Consider the following 26,440-nt stretch of genomic DNA (forward strand, 5'->3'; position numbering starts at 1 on the left):
CGCGTTCATCGGATGCCTCCGGGGAAGACGAGCGACACGTACGCCGCCGGATCGGCGAGGTCGCGTGCGGCGCGGTCGGCGAGTTCGAACAGCGGGCCGGCGAACACCGTGAGCAGGATCGTCACCACGACCAGCGACGTGGTCGCGACGACCATGAGCACGGGTGTCGTGCGGCGTGCCGTGGCGGTGGCGGTGTTCGCGCCCGGCCACTCCTGCACCGAGTTCAGCAGCACCGACTCGTACCCCTCGAGCTCATCACGGCCGCGCCAGAACGCCATGTTCCAGAACCGGGTCAGCGCGTAGAGCGTGATGAGCGAGGTGACTGCGCCGGCCCCGATCACGATCCAGATGAGCGCAGCCGAGCCGGGCGAGGCATCCGCCGCCGCCTCACCGCCCGCCAGGAACAGGCCGGCCTTGCCGAGGAAGCCCGAGAACGGCGGGATGCCGCCGAGATTCAGCGCCGGGATGAAGAACAGGATCGCCAGCAGCGGTGACGCCTTGAGCAGGCCCGCGAGCCGGTTGATCGACGTCGCCCCGCCGAACCGTTCGATGAGCCCGGTCGTGAGGAACAGCGCGGTCTGCACCGTGATGTGGTGCACGACGTAGTAGATCGTCGCGGCGAGACCGATCTCGTTCGCCAGTCCGATGCCGAAGATCATGTACCCGATGTGGCTGACCAGGGTGAACGACAGCAGACGCTTGATGTCGGCCTGCGTCAGTGCACCGAGGATGCCGATGACCATCGTGAGTCCGCCGATCACGAGGAGCAGTGTCGACAGGTCGCTGTCGGCGAAGATCACCGTCTCGGTGCGGATGATCGCATACACGCCGACCTTCGTCAGCAAGCCGGCGAACACCGCCGTGACCGGCGCAGGCGCGGTCGGGTAGGAATCGGGCAGCCAGAACGACAGCGGGAACACCGCGGCCTTGATGCCGAACGCGATCAGCAGCAGCAGGTGCAGGATGAGCTGCACGTCGGCGGGCAGCTCGGCGATGCGCACCGAGAGGTGGGCGATGTTCGCGGTGCCCGTCGCGCCGTAGATGAGCGCGATCGCCGAGAGGAAGAACAGCGATGAGACGAGGCTCACGATGATGTACGTGACGCCCGCGCGGATGCGCTCGCCCGTGCCGCCGAGAGTGAGCAGCACGTACGACGCCGACAGCAGGATCTCGAACCCGACGTACAGATTGAACAGGTCGCCGGCGATGAAGGCGTTGAACACCCCGGCCGACAGGATCAGGTACGACGGGTGGAAGATCGACACCGGCGTCTCGCGGTGCTGATCGGCGATGCCCTGGCCGACGGCGTACACGAGCACGCCGAGCAGCACGATCGCCGAGATCAGCAGCATGATCGCGCTCAATCGATCGACGACGAGCACGATGCCGAACGGCGGCTGCCACGCCCCGATCGCGACGACCACGCCCTCGCCCGAGGCGTCGACCGTGACGAGCAGAATCGCCGCGATCACCACGACCGCGCCGAGCACGGTCGCCGACACACCCATCTGCGCGCGGCGGTGGCGGCCCAGGATGAGCGCGACGGCCGCGCCGAGCAGCGGCAGCAGCACGACGAGGGGCACGAGGGCGGCGGTCACGGGCGGTCCTCCCGGTCGCGGAGCGAGGCCTCGAGCTCGAGCTCGTCGTCGTCGGGCCCCTCGGGCTCTTCGTCGCTGGCGTCGATGAGCTCCTGGATGGCCCGGTCGTCGGCCGCGGACGAGCGGATCAGGTCGGCGGCCTCTTCGGCGTCCTCGACGAGCTCGGCCTCGTCGTCGATCAGGTCGCCCTTGTCGCCGAGCTGCGCCAGCCACCACGACCGGTAGATGAGGGCGAGCATGAACGCCGTGATGCCCAGGTTGATGACGATCGCGGTGAGGATGAACGCCTGCGGCAACGGGTCGCTGATTGCATCCTCGTCGACGCCGTCGGAGAGGATCGGCGCGACGCCCGGCGCCCCGCTCATCAGGTAGATGAGGATGTTCACCGCGTTGCCGACGAGCAGGAACCCGATGAGCACGCGGGTGAGGCTGCGCTCGAGCATGATCGTGATTCCGGCGCCGAACAGCACGGCCATGAGCACGACGAGGGTGAGCGAACCGGTCATGTGCGCACCCCCTCACCTTGGGACGGGGAGTCGATGCGGTCGCCCGAGCGCCCGAGGTCGCCGGGGTCGACGTCCTCGGACTCCTCGGCCTCTTCCTCTTGACGATCGACCTCGGCGCCGAGCGAGCGCAGGATGTCGAGGACGAGCCCGACGACGACGAGGTACACGCCGATGTCGAACAGGGTCGAGGTGCCGATCGAGAGCGTGCCGAGCACCGGCACGTCGGCCTCGAACCAGCTCGACTCGAACACGGCGAGGCCGAACAGCAGGGAGGATGCCGCGGTGCCGGCGGCGAGCAGCAGGCCCCCGCCGAGCAGGTGGCCGGCGTCGATGGGCGCCGCTTCGCCGAGTTCGTACCGGCCGCCGGCGAGGTAGCGCGCCACGAGCGCGAGGCCCGCGAGCAGTCCGCCGGCGAACCCGCCCCCGGGCGCGTTGTGCCCGACGAACAGCAGGTATACCGACACCACGATGGCCGGGTGGAACAGCAGCCGCACGAGCACCTCGATGAGGATCGACCGGCGCCGCGGCGAAAGGGTCGGGCCCGCGAGGAGCCAGGTCTGACGGGTCTCGGCGGCTTCGGACGCGGCATCCGTCTCGTGCTCGACCTCGGCCAGGCTGGGCCGGGCCGCGCGGATCGACGACGCCTTCTCGGGCACCGGCCGGAACCGGTCGCGCCCCTGCGGGCGGCGCTCGAGCCGGGGCGCGCCGCCCGTGCGGCCCGAGACGAAGATGAGGCTCGCGACGCCCGTGGCGACGGCGACGAGCACCGAGATCTCGCCGAGCGTGTCCCACGCGCGGATGTCGACGAGCATGACGTTCACGATGTTCTTGCCGTGGGCCTCGAGGGCGAGCGCCGGCAGGCCCCCGGCGATGGTCGGCTCGATGCGGGCGCCGAGCGCCACGAGCCCGATGACGCCCATCACGGCGCCGGCGACGAGCCCGATGATGCCGCGTGCGAGCTTGTGCACCGACGGGTGTCGCTGCGCGATCTGCTTCGGCAGCCGCCGCAGCACGAGCACGAACACCACGATCACGATGGTCTCGACGAGGCCCTGGGTGAGCGCGAGGTCGGGCGCACCCGACATGCCGAACAGCAGCACCAGACCGTACCCGGTGACGCTCACCAGCAGCACCGCCGTCATGCGCTGGCGCACCGTGGCCGCGGCGATCGCGGCCACCGCCATGACGAGCGCGAGGAACGGCTGGGCGGGGTAGTCCCAGAGCCGGACGCTGTCGGGCCAGGTCGTGTTCACGATCGCCGAGAACCCGAGGCCGCCGATGAACACCAGCACGATGACGGCCAGATAGCCGGGCAGCCCGCGATGCTGGATCGCGGTCGTCACGGCCGCCGCGACCCGGTCGACGAACGAGACCACTCGCAGGTAGCCGCGACCCGAGTCGAGCATCGGCGGCAGCGCGGCCTGCATGCGCGCGACCCGGGCACGGCCCCACACGAGCAGCGCGCCGAGCGCGTACACGCCGAGCGAGATGAACAGCGCCGGCTCGAATCCGTGCCAGAGCGCGAGATGCAGCTCGTGCGGGCCCGACAGCTCGTCGGCGTAGCCCGCGAACAGCGGCTCGAGCCATCCGATCGCGAACGCGAACCCGAGGCTGGCCGCCGCCAGCAGCAGCGGGGACGCGACCGCCATCGCCGCCGGCCGGTGCAGCTCGGTGGGGGCGATCGACGGGCGGGTCCAGAACGCGCCCCAGACGAACCGCACGCTGTACGCGACCGTGAGGATCGACCCGGCGATCGCGCCGATGAGCGCGAGCCACGCCCAGCCCGCCAGGCCGCTGGGCTCGCTCGCGTAGGTCGCCTCGAGGAGCGAGGCGAACACCCCCTCTTTCGCGGCGAAGCCGATCAGCGGCGGCAGGCCCGCCATCGACGCCGCGGCGACCATCGCGACCGTCGCCAGCACCGGCATGCGGCGGCCGAGCCCCGACAGGCGACGCCAGTCGCGTGTGCCCGCGGCGTGGTCGATGATGCCGACGACGAGGAACAGCGCCGCCTTGAAGAGGGCGTGGGCGAGCAGCAGGGCCACACCCGCGAGCGCGGCGTCGTGCGTGCCGAACCCGGTGACCAGCACCAGGAACCCGAGCTGCGACACCGTGCCGTAGGCGAGCAGCAGCTTGAGGTCGTACTGGCGCAGGGCGCGCCAGCCGCCCACGAGCATCGTGAACGTGCCGAGCCCGATGACGATCGGATGCCACGCCTCGAGCACGGCGTAGCCGGGGGCCAGCCGCGCGACGAGGTACACGCCGGCCTTCACCATCGCCGCGGCGTGCAGGTACGCCGACACGGGCGTGGGCGCGGCCATCGCCGCGGGAAGCCAGAAGTGGAACGGCACGAGCGCCGACTTCGAGATCGCCCCGACCAGCACGAGCGCGATGCCCCATTCCCCGGCGACACCCGTGACCGGATTCGCGATCAGCTCGCTGAGCGAGGTGGTGCCGCCCGCGACCGCGAGCACGACCAGGCCCACGAGCATCGCGAGACCGCCGAACGTGGTGACGGTGAGGGCCTGCAGGGCCGCACCACGACTCTCTTTGCGGCCCGTGTAGTGGCCGATGAGCAGGTAGCTCAGCACGCTCGTGAGCTCCCAGAAGGTGAACAGCACGAACACGTCGTCGGCGGTCACGAGCCCGAGCATGACGCCCGCGAAGGCCAGCAGCAGCGCCGCGAAGCGGCCGAGCGACGGCTCGTCGTCGTCGAAGTACCAGGCGCAGTAGGCCAGCACGAGCGCGCCGACGCCCGTGACGATGAGGGCGAGCAGCAGCGCCAGCGCGTCGGCGCGGAACGAGAGTGCGATGTCGAGGGTGGGGATCCACTCGACGGTCTCGCTGACGGACTGCCCCGCCAGCACGCCGGGCAGCCAGCTCAGCAGCACCGCGAACACGGCGGCCGGCAGCACGGCCAGCACGAGGAAGACCCGCCGCCCCAGCAGCCTCGTGAGGAGCGGAGTGACCAGCGACAGCGCACCGAAGACCACGAGGCTGAAGATCATTCACCCTCCTCGCGCACCGTGCCGACCGTCGGTCAAGTCTATCGGGGCAGGGAGGGGCTCATCCCCCGGGACCTCGGCCCCCTGCGGCGGGAAACGGCCGGAAGGGGGGCGCTCAGACGGGCCGGCGACCGACCGCGACCAGCACCGAAGCGTCGACCGACGCGATCGACCGGTCGGCGATCGCTGCGAGCGCCCTGGTGCGCACGCGCTCGACCCCGTCATCGTCGAGGTCCTCGAGCAGCGCACGCAGCGTCGTGCCCGTCACGAGCCGCCAGGCCAGCTCGTCGTCGAGTTCGAGGTGCAGCGGCACGACATCGGCGCGCACCCCCGAGAGCCCGAGCCCCGCGAGTCGATGCGCGAACGCGCCCGGGGTCTCGGCGCCGGGCAGGCTCGGCCGTGCGGACGCCGCCAGCTCCGCGGCATCCTCGTCGCCGCCGTACTCGGGTGCGAGCGCGCCGCCGAGCACCTCGGGCAGCGGGTCGAACGACCCGCCCGCCCAGACCGCGATCGCGACCCGGCCACCTGGTCGTGCCTGCGACACGAGCGCGCGCACCACGTCGTCGAGGCGATCGACATCGCCCGCGGCGAGTCGGCGCAGCCCGAGCGCGCACTGCACCAGGTCGTACTCGCCCGGATCGCGGTCGGCGAGATCCCCGACGAACGGGTGCAGCTGCGGCATCCGGTCGCTCGCGCGGTCGCGCACCAGCGCGACCAGCCCCTCATCGGGATCGATCGCATCGACTCGACCGCTCGGCCCGACCAGCTCGGCCGTCGGCAACGCGGTGGCGCCGTCGCCGCAGCCGGCGTCGAGCACGACCTCCTCGAAGCGCGGTCGCGTGCGCACCAGCACTCCGAAGGCGATCGGATCCCAGAGCACCGCGTCGAGCGCGGCGTGGTCATCGGCGGGGCCGACGGGCGCCGGGCCCGCCTCCTCCGCTTCGAGTGCGTCCCCCATCCGCCCATTCTGTACGGTCGGATGCCTCGGGCGCGACGGGTGGCGGACGCGCACGGTCATACGGACTCAGCCAATCGTGAGCCGCGACACGGCAGACTGGTGATCCACGTCCCGATCGGAAACGAGACCCCTCCATGAACCGTGCCCAGCGCATCGCTGCGCCCGTCGCACTCGCCGCTTCGGCCGCGCTCCTGCTCGCCGGCTGCGCCGGCAGCCCCGAGTCGACGCCGACGCCCACCCCCACCGCCGACGGCGCGCTGGCCTGCTTCGAGGCGGTCTCGGGGCCCGACAGCGACGCGATCACGGTCGACGGAGCGTTCGGCGAGGCGAACCCGACGGCGACGTTCACGACGCCGCTGTCGGCGACCGACCTGCAGACGACCGTCGTCACCGAGGGCGACGGCGAGGTGGCCGCGAGCGGCACCAGCGCCGACCTCGTCATCACGATGATCAACGCCACCACGGGCGAGCAGATCGTCTCGCAGCCCGCGACCCTGGCGATCGGCGACGGCTCGGTGCTCGACTCGTTCCGCTCGGCGATCGACTGCCAGCCCTACGGCACCCGCACCGTCACCGTCGCGCCGCCCGCGTCGCTCTACGGCGAGACGGGCAACGAGACCCTCGGCGTCGGCGCCGACGACACCGTCGTGATCGTCGCCGACGTCATCGGCGAGTACGTCGAGCCTGAGCCCGAGCCGCTGCCGACCCCCGCCGAGTGGACCGAGAACGTACCCGAGGTCACTCGGAACGGCGACGCCGCGCCCACCATCGTCATCCCCGACGTGGCCCCATCGCCCGACCTCGAGCTGAAGGTGCTCGAGCCGGGCGACGGTGCCGAGGTGGGCAACGGCGACAGCGTCACGGTGAACTACGTCGGCATCAACTGGGACACGAAAGAGCAGTTCGACTCGAGCTTCGACCGCGGCGAGCCTGCGACCTTCGCGACCTCGGGCGTCATCCCCGGCTTCGGGGCCGCGCTCGTCGGCCAGAAGGTCGGCACCAAGCTCATCGTGACGATTCCGCCCGAGCTCGGATACGGCACGGCCGAGTCGGCGAACGGCCTCGGGGGCCACACCCTCGTGTTCTACGTGGAGATCGTCGACACCGCGTCCGCGGAGTAGCGCGCCGGCCCGCCTGCGCCGCTGCGCCGGGTCACCTGATCTCGTTCTTCGCCGCAGCGGCGAGCGGTGTCGGCGGGTGGCGGGTGGCGTGCGGGCGGCGGGCGGGTGTCGGCGGGATGGCGGGCGGCGTCAGACCGCGAGCAGCCACCCGTAGAGGGCGGCGGCGCCGACCCAGAAGAGCAGCACGAACGCCGTGTCGTGCACGCGCCAACGGCTGATCGTGCGTTCGGTGCGAGTGGCGTGGGCGCCGAAGGCGCGCGCGTCCATGGCGAGGGCGACGCGCTCGGCGTGACGGATGGCTCCGGCCAGCAGCGGGATCGCGAGCCCGAGCGTGCGCCGCAGCCACGCGATCGGCCCGTGCCCGTGATCGGTGCCGCGCACCCGATGCGCCGCACGGATCACCTCGAGCTCGTGTGCGAACCGCGGCACGAACCGCAGCGCCGCGAGCGCGGTGTACCCGATGCGGTACGGCACCCGCAGGTTCTGCACGAGCGCGCGCACGAGCTCGGGGCCCGACGAGGTGAGCCCCGCGATGAGGCTCAGCATGAGCAGCGCGGCGATGCGCAGCGCGGTCGCGAGGCCGATGAGGTACGCCGCGAGCGTGAAGCGCCAGTCACCGACCTGCAACAGGGTGACGGATGCCGCGGCCGACGTCTCGTCGATGCGCGCCGGGTCGACCCAGATGCCGAAGCTCACGCCGAGCACACCGACGAGCACCGGCAGGCCGATGAGCACCGCGGCGAGCACACGCGCGCGCAGCTTCGCGCCGACGAGCAGCAGCAGCAGCGACACGACGATGATCACGGTCGGGATCGCGAGGCCGCGCGTGAAGACGAGCGCGAACATGACGGGCAACGGCCCGGCGAGTTTCGCGAGCGGATTGAGCGCATACAGGAAGCGTCCGCGCGGCTTGGGGGCCTCGGCGAACGGGTCGAAGCGGGCGCTCACGGGCTGCGAAGCGGATGCCTCGGGCGGTGTCGCGGCGGTCGCGGTCATCGGATGCCTCGGGGCTCGGCCGGCACGTCGGGCCGCTTCGGCAGCGCGGGGACGGAAGCGGGCAGTTGCGACATCCGGCTCACCGAATGCCAGTCGGGGTGGTGCTCGAGGCCGCGCGTGGCCCTCGCGAGCGGAGGGTGCCGCAGCCCGGCCTGCTCGATGAGCGGCCCCGCGAGCACCTCGGCGGTGGGGCCGATGCCGAGCACGCGACCCTCGCCCATCACCGCCACGCGTCTCGCGTAGTCGGCGACGAGCTGCAGGTCGTGGGTGACGACGATGACCGTCGTGCCCTGCGCGTTCAGCGTGGCGAGCATGTCGAGCAGCTCTGCGGCGCGCTCGCGGTCCTGGCCGAAGGTGGGTTCGTCGAGCGCCAGCACGGGGGCACCGGCGACGAGCGCGGTGCCGACCGAGAGCCGGCGCTTCTGCCCGCCCGAGAGCAGGAACGGATGCCGCTCGCGCAGCTCGGCGAGCCCGAACCGATCGAGGATGCGGGCGGTCTCGGCCTCGCGGGCCGCATCGTCGAGCCCCTGCGGCTTCAGCCCGAGGTCGAGCTCACCGGCGACGCTGGTCGCGACGAACTGGTGCTCGGGGTTCTGGAACACGAAGCCGATGCGCCGGCTGCGCTCGCGCGCATCCGCCCGCTGCGGGTCGAGGCCGAGCACGTCGACCGCGCCCGCCGGGGCCGGGATGACCCCCGCGATCGCCTGCAGCAGGCTCGTCTTGCCGGCGCCGTTGGTGCCGACGATCGCCAGGAACTCGCCGGGTGCCACGTCGAGGTCGACGCCGTGCACGACGACCGGCCCGCGCTTGCCGCCCCGACGCACCGACAGGTCGCGCACCCGGATCGCGGGTCGGGTCGCGGGGTCTCGATGCGGGTCGTCGCTGCGCGCCGGCGCTACTCGACCAGCGGAGGGCCGCGGCGCCGGCAGCACCGCCTGCGCGTCGAGTGCCGCCCCGAGTTCGGCCGGGGTCAGCGGCAGCGGGTCGAGCACGACCCCGGCCTCCCGCAGTCGCAGCGCCGCGAGCGTCGAGACCGGCAGCCAGACGCCCAGCGCGAGCAGTTCATCCGTACGCCCGCGCAGGATGTCGCGCACCGGGCCGTCCATCGCGAGGCGCCCGTTCGCATCGAGCACGACGACCCGGTCGACCACGTCGACCGCCGCGTCGAGGTTGTGCTCGACGAGCACGATCGCGTGGTCGCGCTCGCTCGCGAGCTCGCGCAGCACCGCGTACACCTCGTCGATGCCGGCCGGGTCGAGGTTCGCCGTCGGCTCGTCGAGCACCAGGACGGGTGACGCCATCGCGAGCGCGCAGGCGATCGCGAGGCGCTGTCGGCCGCCGCCCGAAAGCCGGTCGGGGTTCTCGGTGCGCCGCTCCCATAGGCCGACGAGCTTCAGTGCGCGCTCGGCGCGGGCGAGCACCTCGTCGACCGGCAGGCGCAGGTTCTCGGGGCCGAACGCGACCTCGTCGAGCACGGATCCCGTGACGACCTGCGCGTCGGGATCCTGGAACACCATCGCGACGTGCTCGCTGAGCTCGCCGACATGGTGGTCGCGGGTGTCGAGCCCCGCGACGAGCACCCGTCCCTCGAGGTCGGCGGGCACCGCGTGCGGGATGAGCCCGTCGAGCGCGAGCGCGAGGGTCGACTTGCCGCATCCCGATGGCCCGAGGACCAGCACCACCTCACCCGGGCGGATCTCGAGCGTGACGCCGTCGGGCGTCGCGCGATCGGCGCCGTCGTGGCGGATGCGCACCTCGTGGAGCTCGATGAGCGGAACAGGGGTCATGGGCATCCAGTCATGGAGGGGCCGAAGCAGAACTCAGGCAAGCCTAACTTCTCTGCCCGTACCGGCGGCGGGCGCAGGCGTCGCGATCAGGGCCGAGCCGGGGGTTGCCCGCCGCCCGTGCCCGAGCCGCCGCGGGGCGCGCCGCCGCCGGGCGCGCCCCCGCCGCCGGGCCCGCCACCCGGCATCCCCGTCGAGACCTGCTCTCCCGCGACCGCCGAACCGATGCGGGCACCGTCGGCGGTGACCGAGTAGGTCTGGCCGTTCTCCAGCTCGGGCGACGAGAACGTCACCGAGCCGGCCTGCTTCGCGGTGGTCACGGTGCCGAGCGGGGTGCCGTCGGCCGCGGTGACCTGCAGCTCCGTACCGGCGGGCACGGACCGGTCGAGCGCGACGAGCACCGAGGCCTGCGAGGCATCCGCGCCCGGTGCCATCGCCATGCCCGCGCTGCCGACGGCCATCAGCGTGCCGCCCGTGATGTCGAACGTGCCGTCGTAGTCGAGCGCGGCGTTGTCGTTCGCGGTCGGACCCTGCACGGTGACGGTGCCGCCCGACATCGACACCGAGCCGTTCACGTCGATGCCGTCGCCGTCGGCGTCGACCTCGAGGGTGCCGCCCGTGATGGCGAGGGTCAGCGCGTCGGCGGTCGACGCGAGGTCGCCGGCCGACACGTTCACCCCGTCGTCGGATGCCGCGACCCGCGTGCGTCCGCCCGAGATCGAGATCGCCGAGCCCTCGAGGCCCTCGTACGACGAGATCACGTCGACCGTGCCGCCCGAGACGGTGAGCGCGACATCCGCATGCACGCCGTCGTCGCCGGCCGCGACCTCGATCACGCCCTCGGCGAGGTGTGCGCTGTTGTCGGTGTGGATCGCGTCCTCGGCGGCGTCGACGGTGACCGATCCGCCGTCGACGACGACGTAGACCCGACCCTTCAGGCCCTTGGCCGATGCGCCATCGGCGATCGACGCCTCGTGGCCGCCGCCCGAGGTGACGTCGAGCGAGCCGCCCCACACCACGACGTCGGTCGCGGCATCCAGGCCGTCGCCGCCCGCGTCGACCGAGACGTCGCCGCCGCCGATCGCGAGGTATCCGCGGTCGGCGTCCTCCTCGTTGTCGGCCTTCAGACCGTCTCCGCCGGCCGTCACCGTGATCGTTCCGGCGTCGACCTGCACCTCGTCTCTGCCACGGATGCCGTCGTCGACCGCATCGACCGTGATCGCGCCGCCGGTGATGCGCAGGCCGTCTTTGCTCGCGATGCCGTCGTTGCCGTTGCCGTGCACGGTGAGTTCGCCGGTGCCCGCCGACTCGGCCGCGATCACCAGGTCGGTCGCGCTGAACAACGCCGCGTTCACGTCGGCGCCGTCATCGTACGACGCCGTGTCGGCGAGGGTGTTCGAGCTGCCGTCGGCCAGCACGACCTGCACCCGCCCGGCCGCGGTCACCGCGATCGCCGCCGACGAGTCGCTCGAGATCTCGACACCGTCGAGCACGAGCCGCACGAGGTCGTCACCGGCGACGTCGACCACGACCTGCCCGTCGAGGTCGCCCGTGAGGCGGTAGGTGCCGGCGGCGCCGATGGTCACCGTGCCGTCCGCGACCGAGACCGCGTCGGCGTTCGCCCCCGAGCCCACCCGTGCCGTGGAGCCCGACAGCGTGATCGCCACCTCGTCGGCGGTCGACCAGGTGTCGTCGCCGTCCTCGCCGGGCGCGGCCTCGTTGTCGGCCATCACCTCGGCGGCGGTCGCGCCGGCGTCGACAGCGTCGACGGTCGCGAGTTCGACGGATGGCTCGGAACCGCCGCCTGCGGTCGCGCCGATGCCTGCGGTGCCGACGCCCGTGCAGCTCGCGAGCACGAGCGCGCCGATGAGGGTGAGCGGGGCCGCGACCGCGGCGGTGAGCCAGGGGCGGCGGATGCGTGGGGAGGTCATGGGGTCTCCTTCGTTCGGGGAGTCGTGGGGTTCGCGGATGTCGCGGGGCAGGTCGCCTGGTCGGGCCACCAGGTCGCGGGTGGTCCCGGCTCGCGCCGGGCGTCGGCGAAGTCGCGCGCGAGCACCCGGTGCCAGCGGTTCGACGGCAGGTCGGGGCGCAGGGCCGCGAGCCCCGTGGCGTACTTCGAGATGCGCGCGGGTCGGTGCCCGCACGCCCACAGCGCACGATCGACCTCGCCGGCCGAGGTACCCGACTTCGTCTCGACGATCACCCGGTCGGGCGTGGTCATCGTGGTCGGGAACGACCCGCCGCGACCCCGGTCGACCCAGGTCAGGTCGAGGTCGACCGTTGCCCGGCTCTCGGGCCGGCCCGCGGCCGCGGACACGAGCAGCGTGGCCCGCCGGTAGCGGGTCGTGAGCACCGCGCCGAGGTGCAGGTCGGCCGGGGCGCCGATACCCGAGTCGTCGAGCACCTCACGCGTGTAGGCGTGGCCGTCGCTGCCGAGGGCGGCCGCGGCATCCGGATCGACCGCGACGCGGTCCTTGACCGTCATCGCCCGGCCGCCGCGGGTCTTCACCTCGAGGAACGCGAGGTCCGAGCCGAGGTAGTTGCGCGTGCGCACTTTGAAGCGGCGGCGTCTGCCGCGGGCGGCGAGCGTGAAGCTGATCAGGTCGTCGGTGTCGAAGTACACCGACTCGTACGGCTGGGCGCGGGTGCCGTCGATCTCGAGCGCGAGGGTGCCGGCGGGCAGCCGGTCGAGCACTCGAGGCAGGTCGGCGAGCGGCAGGAGGTACTTGCGGTCGACCCGGGTGAGCAACTCGGCACGGGCGTTGAGCTCCTCGAGGCTCACAGCAGCCAGGGCGCCGAGCGAGGCGAGCGCCTGTTCGCGGGCACCGGGCGCGGTCATCGCGTGACCTCGGCCGCGGACGCGGTCTCGAACGCGGCGACGTCGCGGAGGTCACGGCGGCCCGCCGCGGCGCCGAGCTGCGACGTGATCGAGGCCGCGGCATCCGACCGTTTCGTACCCGGCCGCGGAGCCTCGTAGCGCACGTCGACCGTCGTGGTGTCGTCGACGAGGTCGAGCTGCTCGATGCGCACGCGCAGCACCCGGCCGCCGAGCACCTGCTCGAGGCGGGCCGTGAGTTCGCGCTCGTCGGCGATGGCCTGATCGAGCACGACCGTCTGCTGCCGCGAACGACGGAACAGCGCGGGGTGGTCGCCGATCGCGAGCACGGCGAGCACGAGCGTCATGAGCCCGATCGCGAGCCAGGTCGCAGTGCCCACCAGGCCGCCGATGAGGCCGAGCGCGAGCGCGGCGAAGTAGTACGCCACCTCGTGCTGCTCGATCTCGCGCGAGCGCAGCCGGATGATCGACAGCACCCCGAACAGGCCGAGGCCGAGCCCGGCGCCGACAGCGGTCTGCCCGAGCACGAGCGCGACGGCGAGCACGCCGACGTTGACGGTCAGGTAGGCGACGACGAGGTCGCGCCGGCGATGCCTCGGGAAGTAGAGGCCGAACACCAAGATGGCGATCGCCACGAGGTCGACGGCGATGAGCAGGAGGGACTGGTCCACGTTGGGCTCCGATCGGTTCGATGGGATGCCTCCATCCAGCCGGATCCCGCAAGCCGGGTGCTGTGGGTTCGCCATGCGGAACCTCTGCGTCCCCTGGCGGAGTGCCGAACGTCGATGCATCCGCATCGAGCCGCACCGCCGAGCCCCGGGAATGCCCCGATCAGCATCGGTGTTGTAGCACCTGCGGACGCATCCGAGCGTCCCGAAGGGAGGAGTCCGTGGGCATCAGCTACGTCGAGTTCGAGGACGAGAACGGGGTTCTGCGGCGCTACCGCAAGCACGTGAACGGGCGCGGCCTCGTGGCCACGACCGCGAAGGTCGACCCCACCGCCTTCGTCGACCCGACCGCCTACGTCGACCCCGGAGCCGAAGTCCAGCGCCACGCCGTCATCGGCCCCGGAGGCTGGGTGGACCGCGACGCCATCGTCGCCGAGCGCGCCGAGATCGGGGTGCGCGCCCACGTCGGGCGGGGCGCCGTCGTCGGCCGCAACGCCGTCGTCGGGCCGTACGCGTCGATCGGCGCTGCCGCGCGCGTGCAGAACGGCGCGCGAGTGCCGCGCGAGGCCAAGGTCGCCGAGGGCGACGAGTACCGCGCCTCGACCGAAGACCTGCGCCGGCTCGGCCTCGCGGCCTGAGCGAAGCCGCCGGTCGAGGAGCACGCAGGGCGTATCGAGACCCCGGAGGGCGCGTCACCCGCGCGGTGATCCGCTCGCCGGCGCTCGCTACTCGACCGGCGGGTGGAGCGCGCCCGCCAGCAGCTCGAGGGTCTGCACGCGCCCCGGCGAGGCATCCACCGCCTCGGTCGCGTAGGCGCCCGCCACCGGAACGACCATGACCTCGTCGACCCCGTGCCGCTCGGCGAGATCGCGCACGCGCGCGGCCGCGGCATCCGCATCGCCGATCACCCAGCGCGAGCGGATCGGGGCGATGAGCTCCTCGGCCAGCCCGTCGGCCGGCGCGGTGAGCGCCTCCTCGACGGTCTCGAGTTCGCGCAGCGGTTGGTTCATGCGCATGCGCGCGAACATCCGCAGCTGCGGCAGCGCGCGCTCCTGCGCCTCGGCGGCGGTGGGCGCGACGACCGCGTTCACCGTGAGGAAGGTCTCGGGCACCGGATGCCGCTCGCTCGGCGTGTACCCGTCGCGATACAGCGCCAGCGCGCGCTCGAGGCCCTCGCCCGAGAAGTGGTTGGCGAACACGTACGGCAGTCCGAGCTGCGCGGCGAGCTGGGCCGAGTAGTCGCTCGAGCCGAGCAGCCAGACGGTGGGCGACCCGGCCGCGGCGGGCGTCGCGGTGATCGGGTACTCGCGCCCGTTGGTGAGCCGCAGCGTCGCGCCGTCGGGGTCGAGCAGGCTGATGATGTCGGCGATGTGGTCGGGGAACCGATCGACGTCGGCCGTCGGCCCCGAGATGCGTAGCAACTGCGTGATCACCGGGTCGCTGCCCGGCGCCCGCCCGATGCCGAGGTCGATGCGCCCCGGCGCGATCGCCTCGAGCGCGGCGAACTGCTCGGCGACCACGAGCGGTGCGTGGTTCGGCAGCATGACCCCGCCCGACCCGACCCGGATGCGATCGGTGCGCGCCGCGATCGCGGCCGCGAGCACGGGCGGCGTGGTCGACGCGACCGCGCGCATGTTGTGGTGCTCGGCGAACCAGTAGCGGGTGTAGCCGAGCCGGTCGGCGGCCCGGGCGAGCGCGACCGAGGCGGTCACCGCCTCGGCGCTGGTCTGCCCCGATCGCACGGGTACGAGGTCGAGCACGGAAAGGCGAGGTGAAGCAGGCATCGGATGTCGCAACCGGCCCCGTGCGGCGGGTATTCCTCGTTCGGGGTTCTCCCTGAGCCGATCGGCGGGCTCGCTCTGATTCGAGGCCGGCGTCGGTCGAGTCGAATGGCTCCCGTTGTGCGTCGCGCCGCCCTGTCGGGGCATTCGATCGCGGCGAGACATCCCATCGGAAGGAACCATCCATGAACACCCCTGTGCCCGCCGCCGCTGCGCCCGCTGCCGAACTCTCCACCCCGCCGAGCCTGCGCGAGAGCCTCGCGCGGCTCGCCGCCCGGCTCGATGGCCGCCTGTCCATCCCTGGCGACACCGGCTGGGAGGCCGACCGTGCCGCCTGGAACCTCGCGATCGACCAGCGTCCCGCGGCGGTCGCGGTCGTCGCATCGGTCGCCGACGTCGTGCGCGTCGTCGAGACCGCCCGCGACCTCGGGCTCGCGGTCGTGCCGCAGAGCACCGGCCACAACGCCGGCCCGCTCGTCGACCGCAACGACCTCGCCGACGCGATCCTGCTGCGCACGCACGAACTGCGGGGCGTGACCGTCGACACGTTCGCCCGCACCGCGCGGGTCGAGGCGGGCGCGCAGTGGGGCGACGTCGTCGCCGCGACCGCACCGCACGGCCTCGCCGCGCTCGCCGGGTCGTCGCACGATGTCGGCGTCGTCGGCTACACGCTCGGCGGCGGATTCTCGTGGCTCGCCCGCGCGCACGGCCTCGCCGCGAACCAGGTGCTCGCGGTCGAGCTCGTCACCGCCGACGGTGTGCTGCGCAGGGTCGACGCCGAACACGACGCCGATCTGTTCTGGGCGGTACGCGGCGGCGGAGGCGACTTCGGCGTCGTGACGGCACTGGAGTTCCGCGTGTTCGAGGTGGCCGAGGTGGTCGCGGGCACCCTGTTCTTCCCGATCGAGCGCACCGAGGAGGTGCTGCAGGCGTGGGCGTCGTGGACGCAGGCCGTGCCCGTCAGCGTGACGAGCGTGGGCCGGGTGCTGCGGATCCCCCCGCTGCCCGACCTCCCGCCGTTCCTCTCGGGGCAGTCGTACGTGGTCGTCGAGGCCGCGATGCTCGAGTCCGTCGAGCGCGCCGACGAGCTGCTCGCGCCGCTGCGGGCGCTGGGCCCCGTGATCGACACCGTGCATCCGCAGCCCGCCGCGGAGCTGCTGCAGCTGCACATGGACCCGCCCGGGCCGACGCCCGGCATCGGCGACGGCATGATGCTGCGCGACCTCGACGCCGAGGACCTGGCCGCGGCGGTGCGAGCGTTCGCCCGGGCGGTCGGGCCGGACTCGGGCAGCGCGCTGCTCTCGGCCGAGATCCGTCACCTCGGCGGCACGGTGCGGCCCGAGGCGGCTCGGGCGCGCGCACGGGCGCTCGCCCTGCCCGAGCCGGGAGCGACCGCGGGCTTCGAGGGCGGATACCTCGTCTACGGCGTCGGCATCCCGACCACGGTGCCCGGTGCCGTCGAGGGGCTCATCGCGTCGGTCGGGCGCCTCCTCGCGCAGATCGAGCCGTGGCGCGCCGAGGTCGACTACCTGAACTTCGCCGAGCACGCGCGCCACCCCGAGCGACTCTTCGGCGACGCGATCGATCGGCTGCGTGCGATCAAGCGCACGGTCGACCCGACGGGCGTGATCCGCTCGAACCATCCGGTGCGCTGAGCGCGACGCGAGGGCACGAGATCAGGGGCGATCGGGGGATTCCCCCAGTGACGGGGAACGGCCGGGGGAGTATCGTGACCCGCCTGACCTGATCGGTCAGCTCGGCGGATCGGGGGGATCGATGAGCCGGCTCGGTGACACGCTCGTGACGCTCGGTGGTGCGCGACCCGACGTGATCGGTCGCGCGCCCGGTCAGCGGCAGCGCTACCTCTCGATGGGGCTCGTGCTCATCGCGACCGCGGTGGTCTCGGCTGCGGCCGCCTCGTTCGCGCTGCTCATGGCGCTGACCGCACCCCCATGGGTCGCGGTCGGGGTCGGCATCGCGTGGGGCCTCGTGATCCTCGCGATCGACCGCATGCTCGTCGTCGGGATGCCGCGCCAACCGCGCCCGTCCGCGAACGTGTGGCTCGCCCTGCCGCGAGTCGCGCTCGCACTCGTCATCGGCGTCGTGGTCGCCACCCCGCTCACGCTTCAGGTGTTCGAGCGCGAGATCGCCGCCGAGACCGAGGTCATGGCGCTCGAAGCGAAGCAGGCATTCGAGGAGGAGCTCGCGAACGACCCGCGGTACGCCGAGATCGACGCGCTCGCCGCAAGCGTCGCCGCGCAGCGCGCGCTCATCTCCGACGGCGGCCGCGACGCGCTCGCCGCCGACCCCGACTACGCCGCCGCGCAGGCCGCCACCGCCGCGGCGCAGGCCGCCTACGACGAGGCGAATCGAGTCTGGCTGGCAGAGCTCGACGGCACCGAGGGCACCGGCATCATCGGCGACGGCCCGATCACCCAGTCGAAGAAGCTCGACCGCGACGGCAAGCTCGCCGCGCTCGACGCCGCGAAGGCCGCCGAAGCGGACGCCAAGGCGCAGGCCGAGGCGCGCATCTCGGCAGGCGCAGCCGAGGCCGTCGCCCAGGCCGAGCAGACCCTCGCCGCCGACGAGCAGCGGCTCGACCGGCTCACCGCTGCGCGCGACGTCGAGCAGGCCAGATACGAGGCGGCGGCCGAGCAGGGCGACGGCATGCTCGCCCGGCTCGACGCGCTCTGGCGCATCGGCGAGCGCAACGGCCTGCTCGGGTTCGCGCACCTCATGATCGCGCTGCTGTTCGTGTGCATCGAGCTCATGCCCGTGCTCACGAAGACGCTGCAGAACCTCATGGCGCCGACCGCGTACGACGAGGTCGCCCAGCTCACCGACGACGCCATCGTGGCGTCCGAACGCGAGCGCGCCGATGAGCGACTGCGCGCCGCGCGCGACGAGGCGGCCCCGCGGCTCGATGTCGCCGAGTACCGCGCCGGGCTGCGGCGCGAGTCGGGCCGACGCGTCGCCGAGGCGTTCGTCGCGCGGGCCGAGGAGGCCGAGCTCGCCGCCATCGACGAGTGGGGCGAACAGCGGGCACCGTTCATCGCGACCCGTGCAGTGCGCGAATGGGAGCGCGACCTCGACGGCGCGCCGGTCGAGCCGTCGTCGGCGTGAGTGCCGACCGACCCGGTCGGGGGTGTCGCTCTCGCGTCGGCCTCCCTAGGCTGGGGTGATGCGACACCGCGGTCGCGGGTCGCGACGATTCCCAGGGGGAGGGACGCATGACCGTTCATCACGACATGCCCACCACGGCCGATTTCACCGCCCTCGCCGGTGCCCACCACCCGGCCATCTCGATCTACGCTTCGACGTCGCCGGTCGTCGCCGAGCGTGAGCGTGCCGAGGTCGCCGTGAAGAGCGCGTTCGACGCCGCCATCGAGCAGGTGAAGAGCGGCGGGGCATCCGCAGGCGAGCTCGACGCACTCCGCGCCCGACGCGCCGCGATCCTCGGCGACCAACAGCTCTGGGGCGCCCTCGCGCGGTCGATCGCGATCTTCGTCGCGCCCGACTTCGACGAGGTGTTCGTACTGCCGAACCGGCTCGACGACTCGTGGCATGTCGGCTCCCACTTCACGCTCGGGCAGTTGCTGCGCGCGCCCAGCCAAGACCAGGAGGCGTTCGCCATCACGATCTCGGCGCACGAATGGTCGCTCTGGCACGCGACGCCCGTCGCGCGGGCGGCGAAGCTCGAACTCGACGCGCAAGGCGTGGCGAACCTCGACGAGGCGACGAACCGCGAACCCGACGAGGACCGCCCGCGCGGCGCGCAGCGCGGCACCGCGAGCCAGGGCGGAGCGAGCCGGCTCACGGGCGACGAGGGCCGCAAGACGCTGCTCGACCTCTACGCGAAGCGCGTCGCCGATGTGGTGCGGCGGGCCCTGCACGAACTCGACCCGAACGAGCGTGTGCCGCTCTTCGTGTTCTCGGCCGAGCCGCTGCTCAGCCTCTTCATCGACCGCGCCCGCAATTCGCGCCGGGTCGTCGCGGTGCCCGGCGGCGCCGATCGGCTCACGCCCGCCGAGGTCGACGAGGCGGTGCGCCAGCAACTGGCGAAGCTCAACGTCCACGAGGCGGTGTCGCAGCTGCGCACCCTCGCCGAGGGCAGCGCCGGCCGGGTCGAACGAGATCTCGCCGCGATCGCACGTGAGGCCGCCGACGGCGCGGTCGAGACGCTGTGGTTCGACTTCACCACGTCGGTGAACGGCACCCTCGACCCCGAGTCGGGTGCGATCGAGTTCGCGAGCGGCAACGGCACCGGCGACGCGCTCGCCGACGGCACGCACGCCGGCGACCTGCTGCCCCAGCTCGCCCTGCTCGTGCTGGCCAAGGGCGGCAAGGTGGTCACGGTGCGCGGCGACGACCTCGACGGCGGCGTGTGGGCCGGCCCCGCGATGGCCGAGTTGCGGTACGCGCTGGCGTAGCCGGCCGGTTCAGCGGTCGGCCGGCGGCTCAGCACGTCGGCCGCCCGCTCGGCACGTCGGCCGCCCGCTCGGCGGGAAGGCTTCGGCAGCTTCAGCGAGCGTCGCGCCCGGTCCACCGACCGGGCGCGGAACTCGCGACGCCGACCTGCGCCGCCTCCATCACGGGCACCGTGATCGGCGCGCGATGCGCGAAGCGGATCAGCACCTCGTGTGCCGAGGAGTCCTCGATGAGCGTCTCGACGTCGACGTCGCTCAGCACGCTCGCCGCGGCATCCGACGGCGGGGTCTCGCGCAACTCGAGCCAGAGTTGATCGGGGTGGGGCACGATGCCGGGGTTCGCCGCGACGAGCGCGAGCGACCAGCCCGCAGTGGGGCAGAGCCCGGCGCCGGCGACGCGGATGATGCGCACCCCGCACGACGTCGACGCGGTCGCGGTGAAGTCGACGGCCGAGAACTCGCAGGCGGGCGCGGGCTGCGACGAGTGGATCCGGTGCACTGCCGGCACGAAGGGGATGCGAAGCGGGCGGGTGTTCAGGTCGATGTCCAGGTCGGTCATACCGGCCGACGCTACGGACGGCGCGAGCCCGATGCATCAGGGCTGGCGCTGAGATGCGGATGCCTCGGGGGCCGCGGCATCCGAATAGGCTCGACCCCATGCGATTCGGAATGTTCGTTCCCCAGGGTTGGCGTCACGATCTCGTCGGCATCGAGCCGGCCGAGCACTGGGCGGTGATGCACGGCATCGCCGCGCACGCCGACCGCGAAGACTCGCCGTGGGAGTCGATCTGGGTCTACGACCACTTCCACACCGTGCCGACCCCCTCGCTCACCGAGGCCACCCACGAGGCGTGGTCGCTCGTGAACGCCTACGCGGCGTCGACCTCGCGGGTCCGCATCGGCCAGATGTGCACCTGCATGTCGTATCGCAACCCCGCGTACCTCGCGAAGGTCGCCGCGACTGCCGACCTCGTCTCGGGCGGGCGCGTCGAGATGGGCATCGGCGGTGGATGGTACGAGCACGAGTGGCGCGCGTACGGGTACGGGTTCCCGCCTGTGCGCGAACGGCTGGGGCGGTTGCGCGAGGGCGTCGAGATCATGCGCCAGGCATGGACGACCGGAACCGCGACGCTCGACGGCGAGTACTACCAGGTCGACGGCGCGATCTTCCAGCCGCAGCCCCTGCAGCCCGGCGGCATCCCGTTCTGGATCGCCGGCGGCGGTGAGCAGGTGACGCTGCGCATCGCGGCGAAGTACGCGTCGTACACGAACTTCTTCGGCTCGCCCGAGGAGTTCACCCACAAGAGCGAGGTGCTGCGCGGGCACTGCGAGAAGCTCGGCCGCGACTTCTCGTCGATCACCCGGTCGGCGAACTTCAACACCGTCATCGGCAGCGACGCGGCCGACGTCGAGCGTCGGCTCGCCGCCCTCGAGGCCCGGGTCGCGCCCTACCTCGGCCCCGACGTCACGGCGCGCTTCATCGCCGACTACCGCGGCCCGAACTCGCTCGTCGGCACGCCCGCCGAGATCGTGGCGAAGCTGTCGAGCCTGCGCGAGCGCGGCCTCGAGTACGTCATCACCTATCAGCCCGAGCTGGCGTACGACCGCAGCGGGCTCGAGCTGTTCGAGCAGGAGGTCGTGCCGCAGCTGCGGTGAACGCCCCGACGCCCCGATCGGGAACACATTCGAGGATTGGGAGGACGAATCCACGGAAACGTGTTCCCGATCCTCGAATGTGTTCCCTTTGAGGGACGGTGTCGACTGAAGGACGGTGTCGACCTAGGGTGGGCGGGTGCGGTGGGAACCGGAGGTCTCGCGGGGTGCGTGGGTTGCACCTCGGCTGGATCATGCGTGGGGCACGATGCACCTCGTCGTTCCGCGGGGATTCGAGGCGTACGTGCGCGTCTTCCATCCGATCGCGGCGCAACGGCCGGTCGGGGCGACGTGGGCCGAGGTGCGCGACGGCGCCTCACCCGACGGCTGGCAGCACCGCGCCGCCACCTGGGCTGAGGTCGCTGCCGACGCCGGGCTCACGTGGCATCCGCTCGTCCAATGGGAGCGCGTGCGCGACACCGACCCGCGCCGCGGCTCGTGGAACGGCATCCCGGGTCGAGACCACTGGCGCTACCACTCGCCCGACCAGGGCTCGCTCGAGCCCGAACTGCTCGCGTCGATCGCGGAGGTGCTCGCTCGCCACACGGCCACGCCGGACTCGGGATGCGCCGCGATCTGGGAGGGCTGGGGCGGGCTGTTCGGCCACGGCGTCCGGCGCCTGACGCTGGTCGCCGCGGATGATTCGACGGATGCGTCGGGGCAGGTCTCGGTCGATACGCCGCCGGCGGTACTCGGGCCCGACGTCGAGTTCGGGCCGCGGCTGTCGTTGCCGATGCGGGAGCACCTGCTGTTCGACGCGGGCGTCGCCGAGTTCGCGGATGCCTCGTGGCCGACGCGTGCGCCATGGATCGCCGACCCCGCGCTGCGGGGCGAGTCGCCGAGCCTGCTCTGGCCCGACGACCTCGCCTGGGTGCTCGTCAGCGAGATCGACTTCGACTCGACCGTAATCGGCGGCACTGCGGCGTGCATCGCCGATCTGCTCGGGCTTCCGGGCGTCGAGGCGTCGCAGATCCCCGAGGGCGCCGACCTCTCGATCGACGGCGATCGGGTCAACCCGCGCGCCTGAGGCCCAGATCAGCAGGCGGCGCTCAGGCGGTGAGGGCGCCGACCTCGTCGAGCTTGGCGCCGAGCTCGGCGTCGCTCGGCTCGGTGAAGTGCGTGCCGTCGGGGAACACGACCACCGGGATGTTCGTGCGGCCCGAGATCGCCTTGGCACGGTCGGCGCCGTCTTCGACCACCAGCAGGTCGACGTAGTCGTATTCGACACCACGACGGTCGAGCAGCGCCTTCGAGCGGCGGCAGTCGATGCACCAGTCGGCGCCGTACATCGTGATGCGGGCAGGGGTCAGGTCAGAGGGGGAACTCATGCCATCAATCTACGCAGCGAACCTGTGCGGTATTCCCAGCCAGGGCGGGCAGGCGTCGGGGCTGCTGCGGGGGGCGAGCCCGGTGACGGAATCGGTGCACGCGATTCGAGCCGACGATGTTCCTCGACGGCCCCAACACGGGCATCGAGGTTCAGACCCGCGCCGGCGCCCCGCGCTCGGCGCCGACGAGCCGCATGAACGCGCTCAGCTGCGCGACGCCGTCGGCATAGCGTGGCAGGCCTTCGAGCAGCCCGGGTGAATAGACGAGGTACGCCGCCCACTTCGCCCGCGACACCGCGACGTTCAGCCGGTTCTTCAGCAGCAGGAACTCGAGCCCGCGCGGCACGTCGGCCGCCGACGACGCCGCGAGCGAGATGATCGCCACGACTGCCTCTTGGCCCTGGAACTTGTCGACCGTGCCGACCGGCACCCCGGTGTAGCCCGCGAGGTCGAGTGCGGTGCGCACGACCGCGAGCTGCGCGTTGTACGGCGTGACGACGATGAGGTCGGTCTGCTCGAGTGGCCGCCCGGCCTCGGTCACGATGCCGTCTGGCGTTTCGGATGCCTCGGACCAGTCGCGCCCGATGAGCGACGCGACGAGCTCGACGATCACCTGCGCCTCTTCGGGCGAGTAGGTGGCGTTGCCGACGTGCTCGATGGGTAGCGGCGTGAGCCCGGGCGCGACGCCGGCGAGCCGCCGCGCCGACGCGACGGGGTGCGAGCGCAACTCGCCCTCGTACGACAGTCGCGAGACGGGTGCGGCGATCTCGGGGTGCATGCGCCGGCTCTCGGCGAGGAAGTACCCGTACTCGGCGGGCAGCACGTCGTGCCCGTCGGCGATCCAGCCGAGTGCCGAGGTGTTGACGGGTTCGGGGTGCAGCGCCTGGCTCACCTGCGGCAGCTGCTGGGGGTCGCCGAGCAGCAGCAGGTTCTGCGTCGACACGGCGACCGCGATCGTGGAGGCGAGCGAGAACTGCCCGGCCTCGTCGATGACGAGCAGGTCGAGCGCGCCGCGCCCCACCCGGCGGGTGTTGCAGAAGTCCCAAGCGGTGCCGCCGATGACGAACCCCTCGGGGTGATCGCCGATGAAGTCGGCGAGCTTGTCTTTCTGCGTGAAGGCGGTGAACGGCGCGCGTTCGACCTCGTCGCCGCTGCGCACCGCCTTGCCGACGAGCGCGGGGTCGAGGCCGGCGTCGACCACGGCGCAGAGCACGTTCTCGACCACGGCGTGCGACTGGGCGACGACGCCCACCCGGTACCCGTGGTCGGCGACGAGCTTGGCGATCGCGTGCGACGCGAGGTAGGTCTTGCCGGTGCCGGGAGGGCCTTGCACGGCGAGGTACGACCGGTCGAGGCGGCGCACCGATTGGACCACCTCGGCGACCACGTCGCCGCCCTCGACGTGCGGGACGAGCCCGCCGCGGGCGCGCGGCGGAAGCCGCCGCAGGATGTCGATCGCCGGCCCATGCGGCAGGGCGGGCGCGACCTTCGGCGAGCCGCCGAGGCCCGCCACGATCGGCGATGCCCACTCGGCGATCGCCTCGCGCAGCTTGTCGGCGCGCGGCGGCCGGCCGGGCGTGACGGCGAACGGCAGCGGATGCCACGGGTCGGCGCCGGCGACCGACGACTCCTCGACGACGATGCCGAGTTCGGTGGCCTCGACCACGGTGGCGTCGGTCCACGCGCGCTGGCCCGGCCGGAACGTGTTCGACGGCATGGGTGCGGGCCACTCGTAGAGCAGGAAGACCTCGGTGCCCGGCGTGAACCGCGACCCGGGTGCCACCCGCCCCTCGAGACGCAGCACCCGGCGCGCCTTGCGCCAGTTCGGTTCTTCGTGCCACTGCTGGCCCACCGCCGAGCGCAGGGGGTCGACGACGAGCACGTCGCGCTGGTCTTCCCACGTCTCGACGGGCTGGTCGGTGCGCAGGAAGTGCGCCCACCAGAAGCTCTTGTCTTCGCGCTGGTGGTAGTCGATCGCCGCCGAGGCGAGTGCGATCGCGGTGTGATCGGCGTCGCGTTCGCGGCCGGGCTCGCGCGGGCCGGCCGCCTCGCGCAGCGCCGCGGCGAGCGGGCTCGGGTCATAGACCTTGGCGCCGCCGAGCTCGGCGAGGTAGCGGGGCGGAACGGGCTCGACGCCCTCGCGACGGGCGAGCGCGAGCAGCCAGTCTCGCAGCCGCCTGGTCGACACGCAGTCGTACCGGTTGTACTCGGCGAGGTCGTCGAGAATGGCCTGCGCTTGGTCGGTCGCGCCCGGCCGCCCCGACTCGGCGAGCTCGCGCGAGCGCACGTACTCGGTGATCGAGTCGCCGCCCGACTTCACGTCGGCCTCGCGCAGCTCGGCGCCCATGTAGAGCGGCTCGAGCTTCTTGATCGAGTACGACCGGCTGCCGACCCGCACCGCGCGTTTGACGATGGGGTAGAGGTCGACGAGCACGCCGTCGGCGAGCAGCTGGTCGACGTCGGCCTCGCCGACGCCGTGGCGCGCGGCGATGGAGGTGAGGTGCGTGCGCTCGTACGACGCGTAGTGGTAGATGTGCAGGTCGGGGTGCTGCGCCCGGCGCAGCTTGACGAACTCGAGGAACCGCACGAGCGCCTCGCGCTCTTCGGCGAACGAGTGCGCCCAGAACGCGGTGTACGCGTCGTGCACGTCGACCATGCCCCACAGGTAGTCGAGGTTCCACCGGGTGCCGTCGCCCTCGGTGTAGAGCGGATCGCCCTCGAAGTCGAAGAACAGGTCGCCGGGGTTCGGCTCGGGGATCGCCGCGAGCGCACCGGCCTCGCGCACCGCGACGGGCGGCGGAAGCGGCGGATCGTCGGGGCCGCGCAGCCCGGATGCCTCGGCGTCGCGTTCGGCCGCCTCGGCCGCGAGTTGCAGACGCGCCTGTTCGCGCAGGCCGTCGAGCGTGGCGTCCATGAGGTGCGGAACCGGGCCGGTGGACGCCGCGAGCGCGTCGATCGTGCGGATGCCGACCGCGGCGAGCGGGTCGCGCTGCGTGACGCGGAGGCCGCCGACCATGAGCACGTCGCGCGAGGCCTGCACCTCGAGCTCGCAGGTGGGGCAGCGCCCGTCGTGCGCGTAGCGCGGATCGCCCCACCGCACCGGGTCGGGATCGGCGAGGCGCTCGGCGACGATGGCGTGGAGGCGCGCGACCCGCTCGCGGTACACCGGGCGGATGTCGTCGAGCAGGTGCACGCTCGAGGTGCCGTCGCCGAGCAGCAGCTCGACGGTGTCGTCGCGGGGGATGCCGAGCCGGTCGAGCTGGTCGGCGTACGCTGCGAGCTGCAGCAGCGCGGTGACCCGGGCATGCCGGGCGAGCTTGGAGTCTTGCACGCGGTAGCGCCCGTCGGGCCGTCGCACCAGGAAGTCGGCGAACCCCACGAACCCGTCGTCGCGGAACATGGCCTGGTACACGACGGGTGCGCCGCCCTCGAGCGCGTCGATCGTCGCCGCGACCGCCGCCTCGACCGCGGGCAGGTCGCGAACGCTGGGCTGCTCGATCTCGACGACCGCGTCGCCGAACTCGTCGCGATACCGCTCGAGCACTCGCAGTTCGTGTTCGGTGCCCAGCTGCCCGGCGCGTCGCAGCATCTCGTCGTCGGGTGCCTCGAACAGCGTGTCGCGGCCGAGCTTGACGTCGAGCTCGCGCAGGAACGCGAACTCGCAGTCGGACGCCTTCTTCAGATCGCTCGCACTCGTGACGACTCGCCCGTCTTCGACGTACATGCGACCCCATCTCCTCGTGTGCTGCCCACGTTAGCCGCGGCATCCGACATCGAGGGGC

General features: G+C 72.5%; 20 protein-coding genes. 7 read left to right on the forward strand and 13 right to left on the reverse strand.

Annotated features, from left to right (window positions below; genetic code table 11):
• Positions 1-5: 5 nt before the first annotated feature.
• The 4 genes from FLP10_RS10875 to FLP10_RS10890 all read right to left on the reverse strand — a co-directional run bounded on the left by FLP10_RS10875 (position 6) and on the right by FLP10_RS10890 (position 6,064).
• Entirely contained in the window at positions 6-1,598 is a 1,593-nt protein-coding gene (locus FLP10_RS10875; RefSeq protein WP_149160875.1) for a Na+/H+ antiporter subunit D, read from the reverse strand.
• The gene (locus tag FLP10_RS10880; protein ID WP_149160876.1) at positions 1,595-2,104 is read right to left on the reverse strand and encodes an NADH-quinone oxidoreductase subunit K; all 510 of its coding nucleotides are present in this window, start codon (positions 2,102-2,104) and stop codon (positions 1,595-1,597) included. Before FLP10_RS10880 ends, FLP10_RS10875 begins: the two co-directional genes overlap by 4 nt.
• Positions 2,101-5,109, reverse strand: a complete 3,009-nt coding sequence (locus FLP10_RS10885) for a Na+/H+ antiporter subunit A (protein ID WP_149160877.1) — start codon at positions 5,107-5,109, stop codon at positions 2,101-2,103. Before FLP10_RS10885 ends, FLP10_RS10880 begins: the two co-directional genes overlap by 4 nt.
• Before the next feature lie 112 nt (positions 5,110-5,221).
• The gene (locus FLP10_RS10890; protein WP_168209175.1) at positions 5,222-6,064 is read right to left on the reverse strand and encodes a class I SAM-dependent methyltransferase; all 843 of its coding nucleotides are present in this window, start codon (positions 6,062-6,064) and stop codon (positions 5,222-5,224) included.
• A 134-nt stretch (positions 6,065-6,198) separates the two neighbouring features.
• Here FLP10_RS10890 and FLP10_RS10895 point away from each other — a divergent pair, with 134 nt between their 5' ends.
• Positions 6,199-7,185, forward strand: a complete 987-nt coding sequence (locus FLP10_RS10895) for an FKBP-type peptidyl-prolyl cis-trans isomerase (protein ID WP_149160879.1) — start codon at positions 6,199-6,201, stop codon at positions 7,183-7,185.
• A gap of 129 nt (positions 7,186-7,314) precedes the next feature.
• On the opposite strand, the gene FLP10_RS10900 is transcribed toward FLP10_RS10895, so the two are convergent.
• The 5 genes from FLP10_RS10900 to FLP10_RS10920 form a co-directional block, all read right to left on the reverse strand.
• Positions 7,315-8,181 carry an energy-coupling factor transporter transmembrane component T family protein gene (locus FLP10_RS10900; RefSeq protein WP_168209176.1) on the reverse strand — a complete coding sequence of 289 codons (867 nt, stop codon included), beginning with the start codon at positions 8,179-8,181 and terminating at the stop codon, positions 7,315-7,317.
• Entirely contained in the window at positions 8,178-9,974 is a 1,797-nt protein-coding gene (locus FLP10_RS10905) for an ABC transporter ATP-binding protein (protein ID WP_149160880.1), read from the reverse strand. Before FLP10_RS10905 ends, FLP10_RS10900 begins: the two co-directional genes overlap by 4 nt.
• Positions 9,975-10,054: 80 nt before the next feature.
• Positions 10,055-11,896 (reverse strand): carbohydrate-binding domain-containing protein, encoded by a 1,842-nt coding sequence (locus FLP10_RS10910; protein ID WP_149160881.1) that lies wholly within the window; start codon positions 11,894-11,896, stop codon positions 10,055-10,057.
• The gene (locus FLP10_RS10915; RefSeq protein WP_149160882.1) at positions 11,893-12,804 is read right to left on the reverse strand and encodes a VTC domain-containing protein; all 912 of its coding nucleotides are present in this window, start codon (positions 12,802-12,804) and stop codon (positions 11,893-11,895) included. The genes FLP10_RS10910 and FLP10_RS10915 overlap by 4 nt, the downstream gene beginning before the upstream one ends.
• The gene (locus FLP10_RS10920) at positions 12,801-13,472 is read right to left on the reverse strand and encodes a DUF4956 domain-containing protein (protein ID WP_246149999.1); all 672 of its coding nucleotides are present in this window, start codon (positions 13,470-13,472) and stop codon (positions 12,801-12,803) included. The genes FLP10_RS10915 and FLP10_RS10920 overlap by 4 nt, the downstream gene beginning before the upstream one ends.
• Positions 13,473-13,690: 218 nt before the next feature.
• Between FLP10_RS10920 and FLP10_RS10925 the strand changes: the two genes are divergently transcribed.
• Entirely contained in the window at positions 13,691-14,107 is a 417-nt protein-coding gene (locus FLP10_RS10925; RefSeq protein WP_168209177.1) for a transferase, read from the forward strand.
• A gap of 87 nt (positions 14,108-14,194) precedes the next feature.
• On the opposite strand, the gene FLP10_RS10930 is transcribed toward FLP10_RS10925, so the two are convergent.
• Positions 14,195-15,253, reverse strand: a complete 1,059-nt coding sequence (locus FLP10_RS10930) for an LLM class flavin-dependent oxidoreductase (RefSeq protein WP_149160885.1) — start codon at positions 15,251-15,253, stop codon at positions 14,195-14,197.
• Positions 15,254-15,435: 182 nt separating this feature from the next.
• Here FLP10_RS10930 and FLP10_RS10935 point away from each other — a divergent pair, with 182 nt between their 5' ends.
• The 3 genes from FLP10_RS10935 to FLP10_RS10945 all read left to right on the forward strand — a co-directional run bounded on the left by FLP10_RS10935 (position 15,436) and on the right by FLP10_RS10945 (position 19,680).
• Positions 15,436-16,905 (forward strand): FAD-binding oxidoreductase, encoded by a 1,470-nt coding sequence (locus FLP10_RS10935; RefSeq protein WP_149160886.1) that lies wholly within the window; start codon positions 15,436-15,438, stop codon positions 16,903-16,905.
• A 121-nt stretch (positions 16,906-17,026) separates the two neighbouring features.
• Positions 17,027-18,373: a DUF4407 domain-containing protein gene (locus tag FLP10_RS10940; protein WP_149160887.1), complete on the forward strand. Its 1,347-nt coding sequence runs from the start codon at positions 17,027-17,029 to the stop codon at positions 18,371-18,373.
• 107 nt (positions 18,374-18,480) lie between these two features.
• On the forward strand, positions 18,481-19,680 hold the full coding sequence (locus FLP10_RS10945) for a baeRF11 domain-containing protein (RefSeq protein WP_149160888.1): 1,200 nt from the start codon (positions 18,481-18,483) through the stop codon (positions 19,678-19,680).
• A 91-nt stretch (positions 19,681-19,771) separates the two neighbouring features.
• On the opposite strand, the gene FLP10_RS10950 is transcribed toward FLP10_RS10945, so the two are convergent.
• Positions 19,772-20,236 (reverse strand): hypothetical protein, encoded by a 465-nt coding sequence (locus FLP10_RS10950; RefSeq protein WP_149160889.1) that lies wholly within the window; start codon positions 20,234-20,236, stop codon positions 19,772-19,774.
• A 98-nt stretch (positions 20,237-20,334) separates the two neighbouring features.
• On the opposite strand from FLP10_RS10950, the gene FLP10_RS10955 reads away from it, so the two are divergent.
• Both FLP10_RS10955 and FLP10_RS10960 read left to right on the forward strand, forming a co-directional pair.
• Complete coding sequence (locus FLP10_RS10955; RefSeq protein ID WP_149160890.1) at positions 20,335-21,333, forward strand: LLM class F420-dependent oxidoreductase; 999 nt, start codon at positions 20,335-20,337, stop codon at positions 21,331-21,333.
• 205 nt (positions 21,334-21,538) lie between these two features.
• Positions 21,539-22,357: a hypothetical protein gene (locus tag FLP10_RS10960; RefSeq protein WP_149160891.1), complete on the forward strand. Its 819-nt coding sequence runs from the start codon at positions 21,539-21,541 to the stop codon at positions 22,355-22,357.
• A gap of 22 nt (positions 22,358-22,379) precedes the next feature.
• On the opposite strand, the gene FLP10_RS10965 is transcribed toward FLP10_RS10960, so the two are convergent.
• The gene (locus FLP10_RS10965) at positions 22,380-22,658 is read right to left on the reverse strand and encodes a glutaredoxin family protein (RefSeq protein ID WP_149160892.1); all 279 of its coding nucleotides are present in this window, start codon (positions 22,656-22,658) and stop codon (positions 22,380-22,382) included.
• 151 nt (positions 22,659-22,809) lie between these two features.
• On the reverse strand, positions 22,810-26,382 hold the full coding sequence (locus tag FLP10_RS10970; protein ID WP_149160893.1) for a TM0106 family RecB-like putative nuclease: 3,573 nt from the start codon (positions 26,380-26,382) through the stop codon (positions 22,810-22,812).
• Positions 26,383-26,440: the final 58 nt, after the last annotated feature.

Origin of the sequence: Agromyces intestinalis (genome assembly GCF_008365295.1) — a bacterium.
GTDB lineage: Bacteria > Actinomycetota > Actinomycetes > Actinomycetales > Microbacteriaceae > Agromyces > Agromyces intestinalis.

Bases quoted from the DNA above. Each gene is read 5' to 3' on its own strand.
- FLP10_RS10970 (WP_149160893.1), bottom strand. From the start codon at position 26,382: ATGTACGTCGAAGACGGGCGAGTCGTCACGAGTGCGAGCGATCTGAAG.
- FLP10_RS10910 (WP_149160881.1), bottom strand. From the start codon at position 11,896: ATGACCTCCCCACGCATCCGCCGCCCCTGGCTCACCGCCGCGGTCGCG.
- FLP10_RS10950 (WP_149160889.1), bottom strand. From the start codon at position 20,236: ATGACCGACCTGGACATCGACCTGAACACCCGCCCGCTTCGCATCCCC.
- FLP10_RS10940 (WP_149160887.1), top strand. From the start codon at position 17,027: ATGAGCCGGCTCGGTGACACGCTCGTGACGCTCGGTGGTGCGCGACCC.
- FLP10_RS10955 (WP_149160890.1), top strand. From the start codon at position 20,335: ATGCGATTCGGAATGTTCGTTCCCCAGGGTTGGCGTCACGATCTCGTC.
- FLP10_RS10900 (WP_168209176.1), bottom strand. From the start codon at position 8,181: ATGACCGCGACCGCCGCGACACCGCCCGAGGCATCCGCTTCGCAGCCC.
- FLP10_RS10880 (WP_149160876.1), bottom strand. From the start codon at position 2,104: ATGACCGGTTCGCTCACCCTCGTCGTGCTCATGGCCGTGCTGTTCGGC.
- FLP10_RS10930 (WP_149160885.1), bottom strand. From the start codon at position 15,253: ATGCCTGCTTCACCTCGCCTTTCCGTGCTCGACCTCGTACCCGTGCGA.
- FLP10_RS10960 (WP_149160891.1), top strand. From the start codon at position 21,539: ATGCACCTCGTCGTTCCGCGGGGATTCGAGGCGTACGTGCGCGTCTTC.
- FLP10_RS10945 (WP_149160888.1), top strand. From the start codon at position 18,481: ATGACCGTTCATCACGACATGCCCACCACGGCCGATTTCACCGCCCTC.
- FLP10_RS10885 (WP_149160877.1), bottom strand. From the start codon at position 5,109: ATGATCTTCAGCCTCGTGGTCTTCGGTGCGCTGTCGCTGGTCACTCCG.
- FLP10_RS10890 (WP_168209175.1), bottom strand. From the start codon at position 6,064: ATGGGGGACGCACTCGAAGCGGAGGAGGCGGGCCCGGCGCCCGTCGGC.
- FLP10_RS10915 (WP_149160882.1), bottom strand. From the start codon at position 12,804: ATGACCGCGCCCGGTGCCCGCGAACAGGCGCTCGCCTCGCTCGGCGCC.
- FLP10_RS10965 (WP_149160892.1), bottom strand. From the start codon at position 22,658: ATGAGTTCCCCCTCTGACCTGACCCCTGCCCGCATCACGATGTACGGC.
- FLP10_RS10905 (WP_149160880.1), bottom strand. From the start codon at position 9,974: ATGCCCATGACCCCTGTTCCGCTCATCGAGCTCCACGAGGTGCGCATC.
- FLP10_RS10935 (WP_149160886.1), top strand. From the start codon at position 15,436: ATGAACACCCCTGTGCCCGCCGCCGCTGCGCCCGCTGCCGAACTCTCC.
- FLP10_RS10895 (WP_149160879.1), top strand. From the start codon at position 6,199: ATGAACCGTGCCCAGCGCATCGCTGCGCCCGTCGCACTCGCCGCTTCG.